Origin of the sequence: Oceanicella actignis (assembly GCF_900111545.1) — a bacterium.
Classification (GTDB): Bacteria; Pseudomonadota; Alphaproteobacteria; order Rhodobacterales; family Rhodobacteraceae; genus Oceanicella; species Oceanicella actignis.
In genome coordinates this window covers 1-17073 of the sequence record NZ_FOHL01000006.1, presented here as the reverse complement: position 1 = coordinate 17073, position 17073 = coordinate 1, and the positions used below count along the sequence as shown (strand labels likewise).

General features: G+C 75.0%; 17 protein-coding genes. 13 read left to right on the top strand and 4 right to left on the bottom strand.

Features of this window, described 5'->3' with window-relative positions:
• Nucleotides 1-31: 31 nt before the first annotated feature.
• Nucleotides 32-319: an Asp-tRNA(Asn)/Glu-tRNA(Gln) amidotransferase subunit GatC gene (gene gatC, locus BMW67_RS10270; RefSeq protein ID WP_072747598.1), complete on the bottom strand. Its 288-nt coding sequence runs from the start codon at nt 317-319 to the stop codon at nt 32-34.
• A 403-nt stretch (nt 320-722) separates the two neighbouring features.
• Complete coding sequence (locus BMW67_RS10265; RefSeq protein WP_072747599.1) at nt 723-1409, bottom strand: ceramidase domain-containing protein; 687 nt, start codon at nt 1407-1409, stop codon at nt 723-725.
• Between the two features lie 146 nt (nt 1410-1555).
• Here BMW67_RS10265 and BMW67_RS10260 point away from each other — a divergent pair, with 146 nt between their 5' ends.
• A complete protein-coding gene (locus BMW67_RS10260) occupies nt 1556-2239 on the top strand; it encodes a metal-dependent hydrolase (protein ID WP_072747600.1) in 684 nt (227 codons plus the stop codon).
• A 302-nt stretch (nt 2240-2541) separates the two neighbouring features.
• On the opposite strand, the gene BMW67_RS10255 is transcribed toward BMW67_RS10260, so the two are convergent.
• Both BMW67_RS10255 and BMW67_RS10250 read right to left on the bottom strand, forming a co-directional pair.
• Nucleotides 2542-3036, bottom strand: coding sequence for a nucleoside deaminase (locus BMW67_RS10255; RefSeq protein ID WP_072747601.1), 495 nt, complete (start codon nt 3034-3036; stop codon nt 2542-2544).
• Nucleotides 3033-3578, bottom strand: coding sequence for a GNAT family N-acetyltransferase (locus tag BMW67_RS10250; protein ID WP_125459031.1), 546 nt, complete (start codon nt 3576-3578; stop codon nt 3033-3035). Before BMW67_RS10250 ends, BMW67_RS10255 begins: the two co-directional genes overlap by 4 nt.
• Before the next feature lie 343 nt (nt 3579-3921).
• Between BMW67_RS10250 and BMW67_RS10245 the strand changes: the two genes are divergently transcribed.
• The 12 genes from BMW67_RS10245 to BMW67_RS10190 form a co-directional block, all read left to right on the top strand.
• Nucleotides 3922-4953 (top strand): pseudouridine synthase, encoded by a 1032-nt coding sequence (locus tag BMW67_RS10245; protein ID WP_083581360.1) that lies wholly within the window; start codon nt 3922-3924, stop codon nt 4951-4953.
• Nucleotides 4954-5067: 114 nt separating this feature from the next.
• Entirely contained in the window at nt 5068-6108 is a 1041-nt protein-coding gene (locus tag BMW67_RS10240; protein WP_072747603.1) for a cysteine synthase A, read from the top strand.
• A 30-nt stretch (nt 6109-6138) separates the two neighbouring features.
• Complete coding sequence (locus tag BMW67_RS10235) at nt 6139-8568, top strand: DUF3772 domain-containing protein (protein ID WP_072747604.1); 2430 nt, start codon at nt 6139-6141, stop codon at nt 8566-8568.
• Nucleotides 8565-9290, top strand: a complete 726-nt coding sequence (locus tag BMW67_RS10230) for an alanyl-tRNA editing protein (protein ID WP_072747605.1) — start codon at nt 8565-8567, stop codon at nt 9288-9290. The genes BMW67_RS10235 and BMW67_RS10230 overlap by 4 nt, the downstream gene beginning before the upstream one ends.
• 317 nt (nt 9291-9607) lie before the next feature.
• Nucleotides 9608-10771, top strand: a complete 1164-nt coding sequence (locus tag BMW67_RS10225) for an SPOR domain-containing protein (RefSeq protein WP_083581362.1) — start codon at nt 9608-9610, stop codon at nt 10769-10771.
• 30 nt (nt 10772-10801) lie between these two features.
• Nucleotides 10802-12076, top strand: coding sequence for a D-alanyl-D-alanine carboxypeptidase family protein (locus BMW67_RS10220; RefSeq protein WP_083581364.1), 1275 nt, complete (start codon nt 10802-10804; stop codon nt 12074-12076).
• On the top strand, nt 12073-12708 hold the full coding sequence (gene tmk, locus BMW67_RS10215; protein WP_072747607.1) for a dTMP kinase: 636 nt from the start codon (nt 12073-12075) through the stop codon (nt 12706-12708). The genes BMW67_RS10220 and tmk overlap by 4 nt, the downstream gene beginning before the upstream one ends.
• Nucleotides 12705-13838, top strand: a complete 1134-nt coding sequence (locus tag BMW67_RS10210; RefSeq protein ID WP_072747608.1) for a DNA polymerase III subunit delta' — start codon at nt 12705-12707, stop codon at nt 13836-13838. The genes tmk and BMW67_RS10210 overlap by 4 nt, the downstream gene beginning before the upstream one ends.
• Nucleotides 13839-13889: 51 nt before the next feature.
• Nucleotides 13890-14699: a TatD family hydrolase gene (locus tag BMW67_RS10205; protein WP_072747609.1), complete on the top strand. Its 810-nt coding sequence runs from the start codon at nt 13890-13892 to the stop codon at nt 14697-14699.
• A complete protein-coding gene (locus BMW67_RS10200) occupies nt 14696-15523 on the top strand; it encodes an MBL fold metallo-hydrolase (protein ID WP_072747610.1) in 828 nt (275 codons plus the stop codon). Before BMW67_RS10205 ends, BMW67_RS10200 begins: the two co-directional genes overlap by 4 nt.
• Nucleotides 15524-15531: 8 nt before the next feature.
• Nucleotides 15532-16476 (top strand): AEC family transporter, encoded by a 945-nt coding sequence (locus BMW67_RS10195; RefSeq protein ID WP_072747611.1) that lies wholly within the window; start codon nt 15532-15534, stop codon nt 16474-16476.
• A gap of 185 nt (nt 16477-16661) precedes the next feature.
• The coding region (locus tag BMW67_RS10190) for an acetyl-coenzyme A synthetase N-terminal domain-containing protein (RefSeq protein ID WP_143053720.1) at nt 16662-17073 on the top strand (412 nt) is incomplete at its 3' end.

Sequence of the window (17073 nt, the reverse complement as noted above, 5' to 3'; positions counted from 1 at the left end):
CGGCAGGGCGCGGCGCGCGGGCGCCGGCGGCTCACTCGACGACCTTGGGCACCGTGAAGAAGCCGTCGCGCGCGTCGGGCGCGTTGGCCAGGATCTTGTCGCGGATGCCGCCGTCGGTGACCTCGTCCTTGCGGCGCTTGAGGGCCATGGGCGTGACCGAGGTCATGGGCTCGACGCCCTCGACGTCCACCTCGGCAAGCTGCTCCATGAACTCCAGAATGCCCGAAAGCTCGCGCGCGAGCGTCTCGAGCTCGGTCTCCTCGACCCTGATGCGCGCAAGATGCGCGACGCGGCGGGCGGTGTCCTTGTCGATGGCCATCGGGCGGATCCTGTCAACTGCGTTCGGACGAGGCCGGGCGCGGGGCCGGCGGCGGGGCGCGGCGGTCAAGCCCGGCGCGATCCGGCCCGGTTCTAAGCGCCGGGCGGGCGGGGCGCAAGGGGCGCGGCGCAGGGATCGGGCGCAGGGATGGGTCGCAGGGACCGGGCGCGGAGACGGGGCGCGGGGGATGGCGCACGGGCGGGGCGCCTGGATGGCGCACGGGCGGGGGCGCCTGGATGGCGCATGGGCGGGGGCGCCCGGAGGCGCACGGGCGGGGGCGCCGGCGCGCGGCGGCGAAGGTCCTGCATGGCGCCCGGGCGCGGGGCCGCGCGGCCGGTTCGTGCGGCCAGCCCTTCCGCGCCCGGATGCGGCGCGAAGGGGCGAGGGGCTGGGCGGCCGCGGCTCAGCGCCCCGCCTCGGCCGCCCGGCGCGCGCCGCCGCCATGGCGGATGACCGCCAGGGTCAGCCAGCCCAGCGTGACGCCGTTCAGCACATGCCACATGAAATGCGTGCCGATGGGCAGGGCCTCGCACCAGGCCATGTCCATGGTCCGCAGCGTCAGCGAGACGGCGAAGATCCCCATGCCCGCCGCGATCGCCCCGCCCGCCGGATGCCCGCGCAGCGCCAGCCCTGCGGCCAGCGCCAGGATGACCAGCGCCACGGCCAGATAGCCGCTCGAGCCGTTCATCGGCCCGAGCGCCGCGGTCAGCGCCGTTCCCAGCGCGAAGATCGCCGCCAGCGCCCCCGCCGTCAGCGCGCCCGCGCCCCAGCGCGGCAGGCCGTAAAAGCGCACGCCGATGATGTAGAAGTAGCTGACGATCGCCAGCTGGATGGGAATCACGTCGGCCCACAGCGACCAGCCGTTGGCCAGCGTGTGGAACAGGAACGAGCCCACGCCGATGGTCGCCATCAGGCCGATCAGCAGCCCCGAGGCCCAGTCGGGCCCGCCCGCGCGCCGCGCCGCGCGCCAGCAGACCCAGGAGGCGATCAGGAAGGCGGCGTTGGTGAGGGCGTTGAGCGGCTCGCCCCAGAAGGCGGCGTCCACGCGCTCGCAATAATCGTCGATGTGCCGGTAGGGGTCGAATGCCATTCCGCTTCCTCGTTTCGCTCGCCCGCATCGATGCGGCCGCGTCGGGGGCCCGCCGCGCCCCTTGCGCGCGGGGTTTGCCAGCGGCCCGTTCGGGGGCGATGATAGCGGACCGAAGCGATACGGCAATCGCGGCAGGAGGAGCACTCATGAAGATCGCATGGCTTGGCCATTCCGGCTTCCGCATCGAGATCGCCGACCAGGTTCTGCTGGTCGATCCCTGGCTTCGCGGCAATCCGATGTTCGACGAGGCCCGATTCGACGAGGCGGTGGTGGGCGCCACGCACATCCTGATCAGCCATGGCCACGGCGACCACAGCGCGAACGCGGTCGAGATCTCGAAGGCCACGGGCGCGCCCATCGTGGGCATCTACGACCTGATGGAGCATTTCCGCGTCGCCGGCGGCGTGCCCACCATCGGCTTCAACAAGGGCGGCACGGTCGCGCTGGGCGAGACGGCGGTGACCATGGTCTCGGCGACGCATTCCTCGTCGGGGCCGGATCTGCCCTATTCGGGGACCGAGGCCGGCTTCATGATCGCCGGCGAGGGGCGCACGATCTACTTCTCGGGCGACACGGACGTGATGGCCGACATGGCGATCTTCCAGGATCTGCACCGGCCCGAGATCGGCATCCTGTGCTGCGGCGGCCATTTCACCATGGATCAGCGGCGGGCGGCCTATGCGGCGCGCACCTTCTTCGATTTCAAGACGGTCATCCCCTGCCACTACAAGACCTTCCCGCTGCTGGCGCAGGACGCCGAGGTGCTCAAGGCCGAGCTGCCGGGGGTTCAGGTGCTCGAGCCCGAGGTCATGGTTCCCTTCGAGCTCTGAGCGCGCGCCGCGACGGCCCGCAGAGGGGGCCGAGCGCGGGGCGCGCCGACATTCCCGCCCGCGGCGCGCGGCGGCGGCGCAGGATTCGCGCCCCGCGCGCGGGCCGCGGCGCGATGCGGCGGATGGGCGCGGGCGCCGGATCGGGCGCCGCGCGGGGGCCGCGGAGCGGGGCGGCGGCGGGCCTGCGCGGCGTAACGCGGGCGGGCCAGCCGGCGCGCAAGGCGCACCCCGCGCGGCGCCGCCGTGCGGCTCGCGCCCGGGCGGCCCGCGGCGATGCGGGCAGGGGCGGCGCTGGGGCGTCTTCAGCCGCGCCGGGCGGCGAAGAAGGCGCGCAGGAGGGCGGCCGAGGCGGCCTCGTCGATGCCGCCATAGACCTCGGGTCGGTGGTGCGACTGCGGGTGGTCGAAGATGCGCGGCCCCTGCTCGACTCCGCCCGATTTCGGGTCCGCGGCGCCGTAATACACGCGCGCCAGCCGCGCGGCGGCGATGGCGGCGGCGCAGAAGGGGCAGGGCTCGAGCGTGACGTAGATGTCGAGGCCCGGCAGCCGCTCGGATCCCAGCGCCGCGCAGGCGGCGCGGATGGCCAGGGTTTCGGCGTGGGCGGTGGGATCGCGCAGCTCGCGCGTGCGGTTGCCCGCGCGCGCTACGATCCGGCCGGCGCGCGGGTCCACGATGACGGCGCCGACGGGGGTTTCCCCGCGCGCGGCCGCGGCGCGCGCCTCGTCCAGCGCCAGCGCCATGTGGCTGCGAAAGGGGGGCTGGGGCGCGCGGGGCGGCGCGGATCGTGGCGCGCTCATGTCGTCGGGCCGGGGGTTCGCGCGCCGGCGCCCGGGGCGCGCGGCGGCGCCTCGCCCTGCGCCGCGCGCACGAAAAGCAGCCGCGCGCGCGGCGCGACCTCCTCGGGCCCCTCGGCGGGCAGCGCGCCCGCCGACGCGAAGCCAAGCTTGCGCAAGAGCCGCTCGGAGGGCGCGTTGTCGGCATGGATCACCGCCCACACGACCGGGGGGCGCAGCTCGTCCAGCGCGGCGCGCATGGCCTCTTCGGCCAGGCCGCGGCCCTGGGCGCGCGGCACGAAGGCGAAGCTGGCCTCGACGGCCTCGACGCCGCCGATCTCGCACATGTTGAAGCCGGCGACGCCGCGCGCGCGCCCGCCCTCGATCCACAGGCGCAGCCCCCAGCCCCGCCGGCGCCAGTGGCGCGCGTAATCGGCCGCGGCCTCGGCCGCCAGCGCCGCGTCCCAGGGGCGGCGCTCGGCGCTGACCAGAGGGCCCACGGCCGGATCGGCGAACAGCGCGCGCAGGAAGGGCGCATCGGATTCGGCCAGGGGGCGGCCGCTCATGCGCGCGGTGCGCAGCCAGCGCACGGGGGCGAGGGCTGGCGCGACGGGTGGCGCGACGGTGGGCGCGTCTGCGGGCGCGGCGGCGATGCGTGGGGCGGGTCCGTCCGGGCCGCGCGCGCCGGCCTCGCGCGGCGCCGCCGCGCCCGCCCGCGCGGCCTGCAGCGGGCCCGCCGAGGCTTCGCAACCGGCCGCGGGGCCCCGGTCGGGGCGCGTTCGGGGCCTTGCGTCGGGCCGGGGTGGCGGAGGCGTTGCGGTCATGCCTCAATCTTCGCCCTTGCGCGGCGATTGGCAAGGGCGCGCAGACGGCTCTTGGCGCCGCGGCGCGCGCGGCGTAGTGAGGGCCATGACCAGCGAAAAGAACGAAATGGAACGCATCGCGCGCCGCCTGTCGCGCGCGGGCGTCGCCTCGCGCCGCGAGGCCGAGCGCATGATCGCCGAGGGGCGCGTCAAGGTGAACGGCCGGCGCATCGACAGCCCGGCGCTCAATGTCGGCCCCGACGACAGGATCGAGGTGGACGGCCAGCCGGTGGCGGCGCCCGAGCGCCCGCGCCTGTGGCGCTATCACAAGCCCGCCGGGCTGGTGACCTCGGCGCGCGACGAAAAGGGCCGCCCGACGGTGTTCGACAGCCTGCCCGCCGAGCTGCCGCGGGTGATGTCGGTGGGCCGGCTCGACCTGAATTCCGAGGGGCTGCTGCTGCTGACCAACGACGGCGCGCTCAAGCGGCGGCTCGAGCTGCCCTCGACGGGCTGGCTGCGCAAGTATCGCGTGCGCGTCAAGGGCGCGCCGACGCCCGAGGCGCTGGCCCCGCTCGAGCGCGGCGTGACGGTGGATGGCGAGCGCTTCCAGCCCATGGTCGTGACCATCGACCGCCAGCAGGGCGCCAACGCCTGGCTGACCATCGGCATCCGCGAGGGCCGCAACCGCGAGATCCGCCGCGCGCTCGAATCGCTGGGCTTTCTGGTCAACCGGCTGATCCGCATCTCTTACGGGCCTTTCCAGCTGGGCGATCTTGCGCCCGGCGCCGTCGAGGAGATCCGCCCCAAGGTGCTGCGCGAGCAGCTGGGCATCGCCATCGATCCCTCGGACCGCGCCCCCGCGCCCCCGCGCCCCGAGGGCGAGGCCGGCCAGGCGTCGGCCCCGGCGGGCAAGGGCGCCCGGCGCGGCCGCGGCCTGCGCGGGCGCGAGGACGGCGCGCCGCAGGGCAAGGCCGCGCGCCCCGCTTCGCCCGCGCCCGCGGGCAAGCCCGGCCCGGCCCACAAGCCCCGCGCGCCCGAGGGCGCCAAGCCCCGCGCGCCCGAGGGCGGCGCGCCGGACGCCCACGGCCGCGGCGGACGCGGCGCGCCGACGGGCGCGGGGCGGCGCGGCCGCCGATGACGAGCGGCGCGCAATTCCCCGCTTCGCTCCGCCGGCGCCTGCGCGCGCCGGTTGCCGCCCGCGCCCGGCAAGGCTAGGTATGGCGCCTGCGCGACGATGACGGAGATCCACGCGATGAGACTGTGCAAGGACATGCCCGACGCCATCGGCGGCACGCCGCTGATCCGCCTGCGCAAGGCTTCCGAGCTGACGGGCTGCGAAATCCTGGGCAAGGCCGAGTTCATGAACCCCGGCCAGTCGGTGAAGGACCGCGCGGCGCTGTGGATCATCCGCGACGCGGTCGCGCGCGGCGTTCTGCGCCCCGGCGGCACGATCGTCGAGGGCACGGCGGGCAACACGGGAATCGGGCTTGCGCTGGTCGGGCGGGCCATGGGCTTTCGCACCGTGATCGTGATCCCCGAGACCCAGAGCCAGGAAAAGAAGGACATGCTGCGCCTGGCCGGCGCCCAGCTGGTCGAGGTGCCCGCCGTTCCCTATCGCAACCCCAACAACTACGTCCGCTATTCGGGCCGCCTGGCCGAGCGCCTGGCCCGGACCGAGCCCGGCGGCGCCTTCTGGGCCAACCAGTTCGACAACGTGGCCAACCGCCAGGCGCATATCGACTCGACCGCGCCCGAGATCTGGGAGCAGACCGGCGGCAAGGTCGATGGCTTCATCTGCGCCGTCGGCACCGGCGGCACGCTGGCGGGCGTCGCCGCGGGGCTGCGCGCGCGCAAGCCCGACGTCAAGATCGGCCTGGCCGACCCGGACGGCGCCGCGCTCTACAGCTGGTATACCAAGGGCGAAATGAAGGCCGAGGGCTCGTCCATCACCGAGGGCATCGGCCAGGGGCGCATCACCGCCAATCTCGAGGGGCTGGAGGTGGACATGGCCTACAACATCCCCGACTCCGAGGCGCTGCCCGTCATCTTCGACCTTCTGCGCGAAGAGGGCCTGTGCCTGGGCGGCTCGTCCGGCGTCAACGTGGCCGGCGCGATCCGCATGGCCAAGGAGATGGGGCCCGGCCACACCATCGTGACGGTGCTGTGCGACTACGGCACGCGCTACCAGTCCAAACTGTTCAACCCCGCCTTCCTGCGCGAAAAGGGACTTCCGACGCCCGACTGGCTCGAGGCGCCGGCGCCCGAGCTGCCGACGGTGTTCGAGGAGGTCTGACCGCGCGGCGGGAGCACGGAGAATTCCGCCATGAAGCTGAAGATCCTGCGCGCGCTGCTGGCCGGCGCTCTGCTGGCCGTCGCCGCGCTTGGCGCGCCGGCGACGGCGCGCGAGGCCGATCCCCAGCGCGCCGAGGCGCAGCAGGTCGCCGACTGGGAGGCCCTTGCCGCCCGCGCCGAGAAGCTGCTGCAAGACCCCGCCGTCACGACCCAGGAGCTGGAGGAGCTGCGCGCGCAGCTTGACGCGGCGCGGATTGCGGCGCGCGCTCTGGCGCAGAAGATCCGCGCCGACGCCGATCCGGTGCGCGCCCAGCTCGAAGCGCTTGGCCCGCCGCCCGCCGAGGGCGCGACCGAGGCCGAATCGGTCGCCGCCGAGCGCGCCGCGCTGAACGAGAAGCTGGCCCAGATAGACGGGCGCGCGCGCAAGGCCGAGCAGGCCGCCGCGCTGGCCGACGCGTTGATCGCGCGCATCGACGCCAGCGTGCGCGAGCGCTTCGCGCGCGAGCTGCTGACGCGCGGCCCCACGCCCCTGTCGCCCGAGGTCTGGCGCCCGGCCCTGGCCGAGACGGCCGAGTTCGGCGCGCGCGTGGCCGCCGAGGTCCGCCAGGCCTGGAGCGACCCGGTGCGCGCGCGTCAGCGCGAGGACCGCCTGCCGCTGCTGCTGGGGCTGGTCATCGCCGCGGCGGGCGCGGCGGCGGCGATGCGCGCGCGCGCCTCGTCCATGTTCCGCCGTATGCTCGAGGGCGCGGGCGGGGGGCGGCGCCTGCTGGTCGCGGTCTTCGCCGCGACGGTGCGCGTGCTGGCGCCGGCCGCGGCGGCGGCGGGGCTGGTGCTGATCCTGCGCCATGGCGGCTTGACGGGGGCGACGGGGCGGCTTCTGGCCGACGCGCTGGCGCCGGCGCTGATCGCGCTTCTGGGCGCGCGGGCGATCGGCCTGGCCTATTACGCGCCCTACGATCCCGAATTGCGGCTGTCCTCGGCCGACGACCGCGAGGCGCGCAGCGCCTTTCGCGCCACGATGCTGCTGGGGCTGGCGCTGTTCTGCGCGCAGCTTTTCCTGCGCGGCGGCCAGGCGCTGGGGCTGAGCCCGAACACGCTGGCGGTGTGGAACCTTGGCGTGACGGCGCTGGGCGCGACGGCGATGCTGGCCTTCGCGCGCCATGTGCGGCCCGATCCGGCCGCCCCCGCCGGCGCAGGCGGCGACGATCTGGCGGCCGAGGACGAGGCCGTCGCCGAGCAATCCCAGCTGGTGCGGCGCGCGCAGGCGCTGGGCGCGCTGGGGCTGCGGCTGTGCGCGCCGCTGAGCGTGCTGCTTGCGGCCGCGGGCTATTATGCGGCCTCGCGCTATCTGACCGAGCCGCCGATCCTGACGGTGGGGCTGATCGGGGCGGGGATCGTGCTGCAGCGCCTTGTGCGCGACGCGGTCGAGGCCCTGGTCGGCGGGGACGAGAACAGCGGCCTGCGCCTGATCCCGATCCTGGCGGGTTTCGCCATTCTGTGCGTCGAGCTGCCGCTGCTGGCGCTGGTCTGGGGCGCGCGGCCCTCGGATCTGAGCGAATGGTGGCGGATGCTGACCGGCGGCTTTGCGGTGGGCGACGTGCGCCTCTCGCCGCTCGACTTCCTCACCTTCGCCGTGGTGCTGGTGCTGGGCGTCAGCGCGACGCGGCTTGTGCAGGCGGTGCTGCGCGGCTCGGTGCTGCCCAACACGCGGCTCGACACGGGCGCGCGGGCGGCGGTGGTCTCGGGCGTGGGCTATCTGGGCTACACGGTGGCGGGGCTGGCGGCGATCACGGCCACGGGGCTCGACCTGTCGAACCTGGCCATCGTCGCCGGCGCGCTGTCGGTGGGCATCGGCTTCGGCCTTCAGAACATCGTGTCGAACTTCGTCTCGGGGGTGATCCTGCTGATCGAGCGCCCGGTCAAGACCGGCGACTGGATCGAGGTCGGCGGGCGCCAGGGCACGGTGCGCAAGATCGCCGTGCGCGCGACCGAGATCGAGACCTTCGACCGCGCCACGCTGATCGTGCCCAATTCCGAGCTCATCTCGAGCCAGGTGCTGAACATGACCCATGGCAACACGATCGGCCGGGTGATCGTGCCGGTCGGGGTGGCCTATGGCTCGGACGTGCGCAAGGTCGAGCGGATCCTGCTCGAGATCGCGCGCGCGCACCCCTTGACCATGGGCTATCCTGCGCCTTTCGTCGTGTTCCAGGGATTCGGCGACAGCGCCCTGAACTTCGAGATCCGCGCCTATCTGCGCGATGTGAACACGGTGGTGAGCGTGCGCAGCGAGATGAATTTCGAGATCGAGCGCCGCTTCCGCGAGGAGGGGATCGAGATCCCGTTCCCGCAGCGCGACCTCAACCTGCGCAACGTGGACGCGCTGCGCGCCCTGCTGGCCGAGCGCGGCGCGGCGGGCGACGGGGCGCCTTCGGGCGGCGGCGAGGGGGGCGCGGCATGAGCGCGCCCGCGCCGCTCTGGCGTCAGCGCCCCGAGCTGTTCGAGGCGCCGGCCCGCGTGCTGGCCTCGGGCCCCGAGGGCGTGGTCCTCGACGCTCCGATCTTCTATCCGCGCGGCGGCGGCCAGCCGGGCGATACGGGGGTCATCGAATGGGCGGGCGGCGCGGCGCGCGTGGCCGACACGCTCAAGGGCGCGGGGCGCGACGAAAGCCTTCTGATCCTCGAACCCGGCGCCCCCGTTCCCGCGCCGGGCGCCGAGGTGATGCAGCGCCTCGACGCCGAGCGGCGCCTGGGCCACATGCGGGTGCACACAGCGCTGCACCTGCTGTCGGTGGTCATTCCGCTGCCGGTGACCGGCGGGCAGATCGCCGCCGATCGCGGGCGGCTTGATTTCGACATGCCCGAGGCGCCCGAGGACAGGGACGCGCTCGAGGCGCGGCTGCGCGAGCTTGTGGCGCAGGATCACCCCGTGACCGAGACCTGGATCTCGGACGAAGAGCTCGCGGCCAATCCCGGCCTCGTCAAGACCATGAGCGTGCGGCCGCCCGTCGGCGCCGGGCGCGTGCGCCTGATCCGCATCGGCCCGGCCGAGGCGCCGATCGACCTTCAGCCCTGCGGCGGCACGCATGTGGCGCGCACCGGGCTGATCGGGGGCGTTCGTCTGGGCAAGATCGAGAAGAAGGGCCGCCGCAACAGGCGCGTCCATCTGCATCTGGAGCCGTGAGGGCGCGCGCGCCGAGCCCCTTGCCGGGCGCAGCCCGGCCCAGCGCCCGGCCCAGCGCGCGGGCCGCGCCGGGGCGCTGCGCCCTGGCCTCGTGCGCGGCGCTGCTCGCCGCCGCCTGCGCGCCGCAGCCGGGCTCAGGGCCTGTGCGGCCCGACCTGCGGCCCGGCGCGGCGGGGCTTGACGCGGCGGGCCTTGCGACGGCGCGCGATGGGGCGGCGGCGCCATCGCCGGCCGACGGGCGCGAGGGCGCCGCGCCGGCCTCGACGCCGCCCGAGGCGGTGCGCGAGTCGTCGCACCCCCCCGCCTCGGCCGCCCCCTTGGCCCCTGCCTCCCTGATCGAGGATCCCGCCGGCTTCGACGTCGAAGGGCTGACGCTGTGGGACGGCGCGCCCTCGCTCGGCGGCGTGTGGGCGGCGCATCCGGGCATCCGCGGTCCGCTGCGCGGGCGCATCCGCAATCTCGACGGCGGCGCCTTCGTGGACGGCGCGCTGTTGGGGCGCGAGGGATGGCTGGCGGGCCCCTCGATCCTGCTTTCGGCCGAGGCGGCGCGCGCGCTGGGGATCGAACCGGGGCAGGTGGCGCGCGTGCGCCTGACCGCGCTCGCGCCCGCCCCGTCGGGAGCGCGCGCCGGGGCGGCCGGCGAGGAGGGGGCGGCGGCGGGCGGGGGCGATGTCGCCAAGGCGCGCGCGCAGGCCCCTGGCGTGCCGCCTGGCGCCGAAGCGCGGCCGGGCGCCGAGGCGCACAAGGCGGCCGGCGCGCCGCGGGCCGAGGCGGGGCGCTCGGCCCTCGGAGCGTCGCCCGCCGCGCAGCCATCGACCGCCGGCGCCGGGACGGCGGGGGGCGATGCGGCCGCCGCGCCCGCGCTCGCCGGAGCCGCCCCTGCGCCGCCGGCCCCGGCAAGGCAAGAGGCGCCGGCGCCCGCCACGGCTGCGCAAGCAGGCGCCGCCCGCCCCATCGAGGCCGGAACGGGCGCGGGCGCCGCGGCCCCGCCTCGCCGGTCCCCCGCCGCTTCGCCCGTCCCGTCGCCCGCCCAGTCGCCCGCCCCGCCGCCCTCCTCGCCGCCCATCGCGTCGCCGGAGGCGGCTTCGGCCTCGCCCGGGGCCGTCTTGCGCGCCGACGCGCCCGGGGGCGTGGCGCCGCGCCGCGTCGCGCCGGCGTCCGGCGCCGAGACGGCGCGCGGCGCGCCGTCGTCCAAGGCTGGCGCCGCCGCGCCGCAGGGCGCGCAGGCGGACGTGCCGCCGGATCTGGCCGAGGCGCCGGAACGGCCTTATGTTCAGGTGGCCAGCTTCCGCAACCCGGCGAACGCCGAGGCTGCCGCGCGCCGCTTCGCCGCCCAGGGGCTGCCGGTGCGCGTCGGCGCGCCCGAGGGCGGCTGGGTGCGTCTGCTGCTCGGCCCCTTCGCCCGGGAGGGCGCTGCGCGCGACGCCCTGGACCTTGCCCGCGCCGCGGGCTTTCCCGACGCCATGCGCGTGCGCCGATGACCGGCGCCGCCGCACGAGAAGGACAGCGCAATGCCTGACGCCACGCCGCGCTCCGCCGCCTCCCGCCCGCCGCGCCCCAGCCTGCGTTCCAGCCTGCGTTCCAGCCTGCGCCCCATCTTGCGCGCAACCCTGTCCGCGGCCCTGTTCGCCGCGCTGGCGCTTGGCTCCGCCGCGCCCTCGCGCGCGCTCGACACCGCCGCGCGGGCCGCGCTGGTGATCGATGCGGGCACGGGGGCCGAGCTTCTGGCGCGCGACCCCGACGTTCCGATCCCGCCCGCCTCGATGTCCAAGCTGATGACCGTCTACATGGTCTTCGAGGCGCTGGCCGAGGGCCGCCTGTCCATGGAGGATCGCTTCCGCGTTTCGGCGCGGGCGGCGGCCATGGGCGGCTCGAAGATGTTCGCGCGCGAGGGCGACGCGATCCGCGTGGCCGACCTTCTGCGCGGCGTCATCGTCCAGTCGGGCAACGACGCCTGCGTCGTGCTGGCCGAGGGCCTGGCCGGTTCGGAGGAGGCCTTCGCCGCGCGCATGAACGAGCGCGCCCGGCAGCTGGGCCTGCGCGGATCGCATTTCGCCAACGCCACCGGATGGCCCGATCCGGGCCAGCGCATGACCCCGCGCGATCTGGTGACCCTGGCGCAGCGGCTGATCGAGGATTTCCCCCAATACTACCCCATCTTCGCCGAGACCGAGTTCACCTGGGAAGGCATCCGCCAGCGCAACCGCAACCCGCTGCTCTTCGCCGATGTCGGCGCCGACGGGCTCAAGACCGGCCACACCGAAGAGGCCGGCTACGGCCTGGTCGGGTCGGCCCGGCGCGGCGACCGGCGCGTGATCCTGATGATCGGCGGGCTGCCCGACGCCAAGGCCCGCGCGCTCGAGGCCGAGCGCCTGGTCAAATGGGCGTTCCGCGAGTTCGTGAACCGCAAGCTCTACGCCGCCGGGCAGATCCTGGGCGAGGCCGAGGTGTGGCTGGGCGCGCGCCCCAGCGCGCCGCTGACGGTCGCGCGCGACGTGGTCGCCACCGTGCCCTGGGGCGCGCGCGACAAACTGCGCGCGCGCATCGTCTACGAAGGTCCGCTCGAGGCGCCGGTGGCCAGGGGGCAGGAGGTGGCGCGGCTGGTGATCGAGGCCCCCGACATGGCGCCCATCGAGGTCCCGGTGGTGGCGGCCGAAGCCGTGCCCGAGGGCGGCTTCCCCGAGCGCTTCAAGGCCGCCGCGCGCCTTGTCTTCGCCCGGGCCATGCGCGCGCTCAGCCAGGCGGCCGAGGATGTCGCCGGCGAGGGCGCGGAGGGCGCGCGGTGAGCGCGCGCGGCGTGTTCCTCAGCTTCGAGGGCGCCGACGGCGCCGGCAAGACGACCCAGCTGCGCCGCCTGGCCGCCCGCCTGCGCGCCCAGGGGCGCGAGGTGGTCGAGACGCGCGAGCCGGGCGGCGCGCCGGGCGCCGAAGAGATCCGCCGCCTGGTGCTCGAGGGCGACCCGGCCCGCTGGTCGGCGGTGACCGAGCTTCTGCTCTTCAACGCCGCGCGGCGCGATCATGTTGAGCGCACCATCGCGCCGGCGCTTGCGCGCGGGGCGGTGGTGCTGTGCGACCGCTTCGCCGATTCGAGCCGCGTCTATCAGGGCGTGGTGCGCGGCGCCGGCGCCGAGCTGGCCGATTCGCTGCATGCGCTGGCCATCGGGATCGAGCCCGATCTGACGCTGATCCTCGACATCGCGCCGCGCACGGGGCTGACGCGCGGCCTGGCCCGCGGCACGGCCGAGGAGCGCTTCGAGCGCTTCGGCCTGGCCTTTCAGGCGCGGGTGCGCGCCGCTTTCCGCGATCTGGCCGCCGCCAACCCCGCCCGCTGCCGCCTGATCGACGCCGAGGGCGACGAAGAGGCCGTGGCCGCGCGCGTCTGGGCCGCCGCGGCGCCGCTGTTCGAGGCGCGCGCATGAGGCGCCCGGCCGAGATCGAGCCCGAGGCCGCCCCGCCCGAGCCCGACCGGGTCGAGGGCGCCCCCCACCCGCGCGAGGCGGTCGCGCTGTTCGGGCAGGAGGCCGCCGAGCGCGCCTTTCTGGACGCCTGGCGCGGCGGGCGTCTGCACCACGCCTGGCTGCTCGAGGGGCCGCGCGGCGTCGGCAAGGCCACGCTGGCCTGGCGCATCGCGCGGGCGGTGCTGGCCTGGTCCGAAGGCGGCGCCGAGGGGCCGGCGCCCGACAGCCTGGCGCTCGATCCCGCGCATCCGGTCTTTCGCCGCGCCGCGGCGCTGGCCGAGCCGCGGCTGCGGCTCTTGCGCCGCGGCTGGGACCCGGCGCGCAAGCGCCTGCGCGCGCAGATCGTGGTCGAGGACGCCCGCGCCATGGCCGAGCTGTTCCGCCGCACCGCCGCCGATGGCGGCTGGCGGGCGGCGATCGTGGATTCGGCCGACGATCTGAACCCCAGCGCCGCCAACGCGCTGCTCAAGCTGATCGAGGAGCCGCCCGCGCGCAGCCTGTTCCTGCTGGTCAGCCACGCGCCGGCGGGGCTGTTGCCCACCATCCGCTCGCGCTGCCGCCGCCTGGCGCTGCGGCCGCTTGCGGCCGAGCCGCTGGCGCGCGCGATCGGGCTGGATCCGGCCTCGGACGAGGCGGCGACGCTGGCGGCGCTGGCGGCCGGCTCGGCGGGCGAGGCGCTGCGGCTGCGCGCGGCCGACGGACCGGCGCTGTTCCGGCGCCTGGCGCGGCTCCTGGCCGGCGCGCCTGGCATGGACCGGGTCGAGATGCAGCGCCTTGCGGCCGAGTGCGCCGGCCCCGCGGGCGAGGAACGCTTCGACGCCGCGCTGCGCCTTCTGGCGCTGCTGCTGGCGCGGCTGGCGCGCGGCGCGGCGCTGGGCGCGGCGCCCGAAGCGGCGACGCCCGAGGAAGAGGCCCTGCATCGGCGGCTGGGCGGCGGCGAGGCGCGCGCGCGCATCTGGGCCGAGGCGGCCATGACGGCGCCGGCGCGCGCGCGCGCGGCGCGCGCGGTCAATCTTGACCCGGCGCAGATCATGCTCGATACCTTGCTGGCGCTTGACGCCGCCGCCGCCCGCGCGGCGCGGCAGGCCTGACGCCGCAAGCCGGCGCCGCCGCGCATCGGGTCACGAACGCCGGAGCCGCCCATGCCTCCCGTCCTTGCGGACAGCCACTGCCACCTCGACTTTCCCGACTTCGCCGACGACCTGCCTCAGGTGATCGAGCGCGCGCAGGCCGCGGGGGTGACGCGGATGGTCAGCATCTGCACCCGTCTCGACCAGGAGCCGCGCGTGCGCGCCATCGCCGAGGCGCACGCCCCGGTCTTCTACGCCGTCGGGGTCCACCCGATGAATGTCGGCCGCTCGCCCGAGGCTACGGTCGAGGCGCTGGTCGCGCTGGCGCGCCACCCCAAGATGGTCGGCATCGGCGAGACGGGCATCGACCTGCACTATTCGGCCGACACGCGCGACGCCCAGATCGAAAGCCTGCGCGTGCATGCCGAGGCGGCGCGCCGCACCGGGCTGCCGCTGATCATCCACGCGCGCGACGCCGACGAGGACGTGGCGCGCGTGCTGCGCGAAGAGCGCGCCGCCGGCGCCTTCGGCTGCGTGATGCACTGCTTCTCGTCCGGCCGGGCGCTGGCCGAAGAGGCCCTGTCGCTGGGCTTCCACCTGTCCATGTCCGGCATCGCCGCCTTCAAGCGCAGCGACGCGCTGCGCGCCATCTTCCGCGACGCGCCGCTCGACCGCATCCTGGTCGAGACCGACGCGCCCTACCTGGCGCCGCCGCCGCATCGGGGCAAACGCAACGAGCCGGCCCATGTGGCGCTGACGGCGCAGGTGGGGGCCGAGCTGTTCGGCCTGTCGCTCGAGGCGTTCGCCGCCGCGACCACCGCCAATTTCGAGCGCCTCTTCGCCAAGGCCGCCGCCTGGGCGCCGCAGGAGGCCACGGCATGACCCTGCGCCTGCGCATCCTGGGGTGCGGTTCGTCGGGGGGCGTGCCGCGCCTTGGCGGGCTGTGGGGGGCGTGCGACCCGACCAACCCGCGCAACGAGCGGCTGCGCTGCTCGCTGCTGGTCGAGCGCGAGGGGCCGCAGGGCGTCACGCGGGTGCTGATCGACACCTCGCCCGACCTGCGCCGGCAGCTGCTGGATGCAGGGGTGGGGCTGCTGGACGCGGTGCTCTACACGCATGAGCACGCCGACCATGTCCACGGGCTCGACGATCTGCGCATGATCGTCTTCAACCGCCGCGCGCGCCTGCCGGTCTATGCTTCGCCCGAGACGCAGAACGCCCTGATCGGGCGCTTCGGCTACGCCTTCGTGCAGCCCGAGGGCTCGCCCTATCCGCCGATCCTCGACCTGCGCACCATCGAGGGGCCGTTCGTCATCGACGGCGCCGGCGGGCCGATTCCCTTCCGTCCCTTCGCCGTCGATCACGGCGCGATCGCGGCGCTGGGCTTTCGCATCGGGCCGGCGGTCTATCTGCCCGACGTGCACGAGATGACCGACGAGGCCTGGGCCGCGCTCGAGGGCGCCGACACCTGGATCGTGGACGCGCTGCGCTACAAGCCCCATCCCACCCACGCGCATCTGGACAAGACCCTGTCCTGGATCGCCCGCGCCGGCGTGCGGCGGGGGGTGCTGACCAACATGCACATCGACATGGACTATGACGAGGTCGCCGCGCGCACGCCCGACCATGTCGAGCCCGCCCATGACGGCATGACGCTGGTCTTTCCCGACGCCTTCCCGCCGGCCGACGCCGCGGCGGACGCCTGAGGGCGGCGATGCTGGACATCCTGCGCATCATCCTGCCGGTCTTCGTAGTGGTCGCCGGCGGCTACGGCGCCGCGCGCGCCAACTTCTTCCAGCCGGCGCATGTGGACGGGGTGCTGGCCTTCGCCATGCGCTTCGGCGTGCCGTGCCTGCTGTTCCTGGGCATGTATCGGCTGGACCTGCACGCGCAATACGACTGGCGGCTTCTGGTCAGCTTCTACGCCGGGGCGCTCTTGTGCTTCGCGCTGGGGGCGCTGGGGGCGTGGCGGCTGTTCGGCCGCCGCCCGGGCGAGAGCGTCGCGATCGGCTTCGCGGCGCTGTTCTCGAATTCGCTGCTGCTGGGGCTGCCGATCACCCAGCGCGCCTATGGCGCGGATGCGGTGGCGGGGAACTACGTGATCATCTCGATCCATGCGCCGCTATGCTATCTGGTGGGCATCCTGGCGATGGAGACCGTGCGCGCCGACGGGCGCGGCGTCGCGGCGACCCTGCGCGCCGTGGGGGGGACGATGTTCCGCAACGCGCTGACCATCGGCCTGGCGCTGGGGCTGGCGGCGAATGTGAGCGGCTTCGCCTTGCCCGAGCCGGCGCTGGCGGGGGTCGAGATGCTGGCGCGCGCGGCGCTTCCGGCGGCGCTGTTCGGGCTGGGCGGCGCGCTGACGCGCTATGCGATCCGCGGCGGGCTGGGCGAGGGGATCATGGTCTCGGTCCTGTCGCTGCTGGTGCATCCGGCCATCGCCCTTGTATTGTCGGGATGGGTGTTCGCGCTGCCGGTCGAGTTCGTGCGCTCGGCGGTGGTGACGGCGGCCATGGCGCCGGGGATCAACGCCTATGTCTTCGCGGCGATGTATCAGCGCGCGACGGCGGTGGCGGCCTCGACGGTGCTGATGGCGACGGCGGCTTCGGTGGCGACGGCGTCGTTCTGGCTGTTCGCGCTCGAGGCGGCGGGATTCTGAGCCGGCGCGTCAAGAATTCACATTCTTGACGTCGCATCGGTATGGAAATTTACAAAAAAATCGTTCAGGGTCAGAAAGTTGCGCAATTCTTTGCGAATTGTGCTATGACCTCGGGTCAACAGGGCCGGGCGCGCCGACGCCGCGCCCGCCCGCGGCGCTTCAGACCGCAGACCGGAGGAACCCTGATGAGCGAGACCACCGAACCCAGGACCTACCCGATTCCGCCCGAGATATCGTCGCGCGCGCATGTTGACGCGGCGGGCTACGAGCGGATGTATGCGCGCTCGATCTCGGATCCCGAGGGTTTCTGGGGCGAGCATGGCCGTCGGCTGGACTGGATCCGGCCGTATGCGAAGGTGAAGAACACGTCCTTCGCGTATCCCGACGTGTCGATCCGCTGGTTCGAGGACGGGACGCTGAACGTGTGCGCGAACTGCGTGGACCGTCACCTGAAGGAGCGGGCGGACCAGACGGCGATCATCTGGGAATCGGACGATCCGGGGGTGAGCGAACACATCACCTACGCCGAGCTTCACCGCCAGGTGTGCCGCTTTGCGAACGTTCTGCGGGCGATGGGGGTGTCGAAGGGCGACCGGG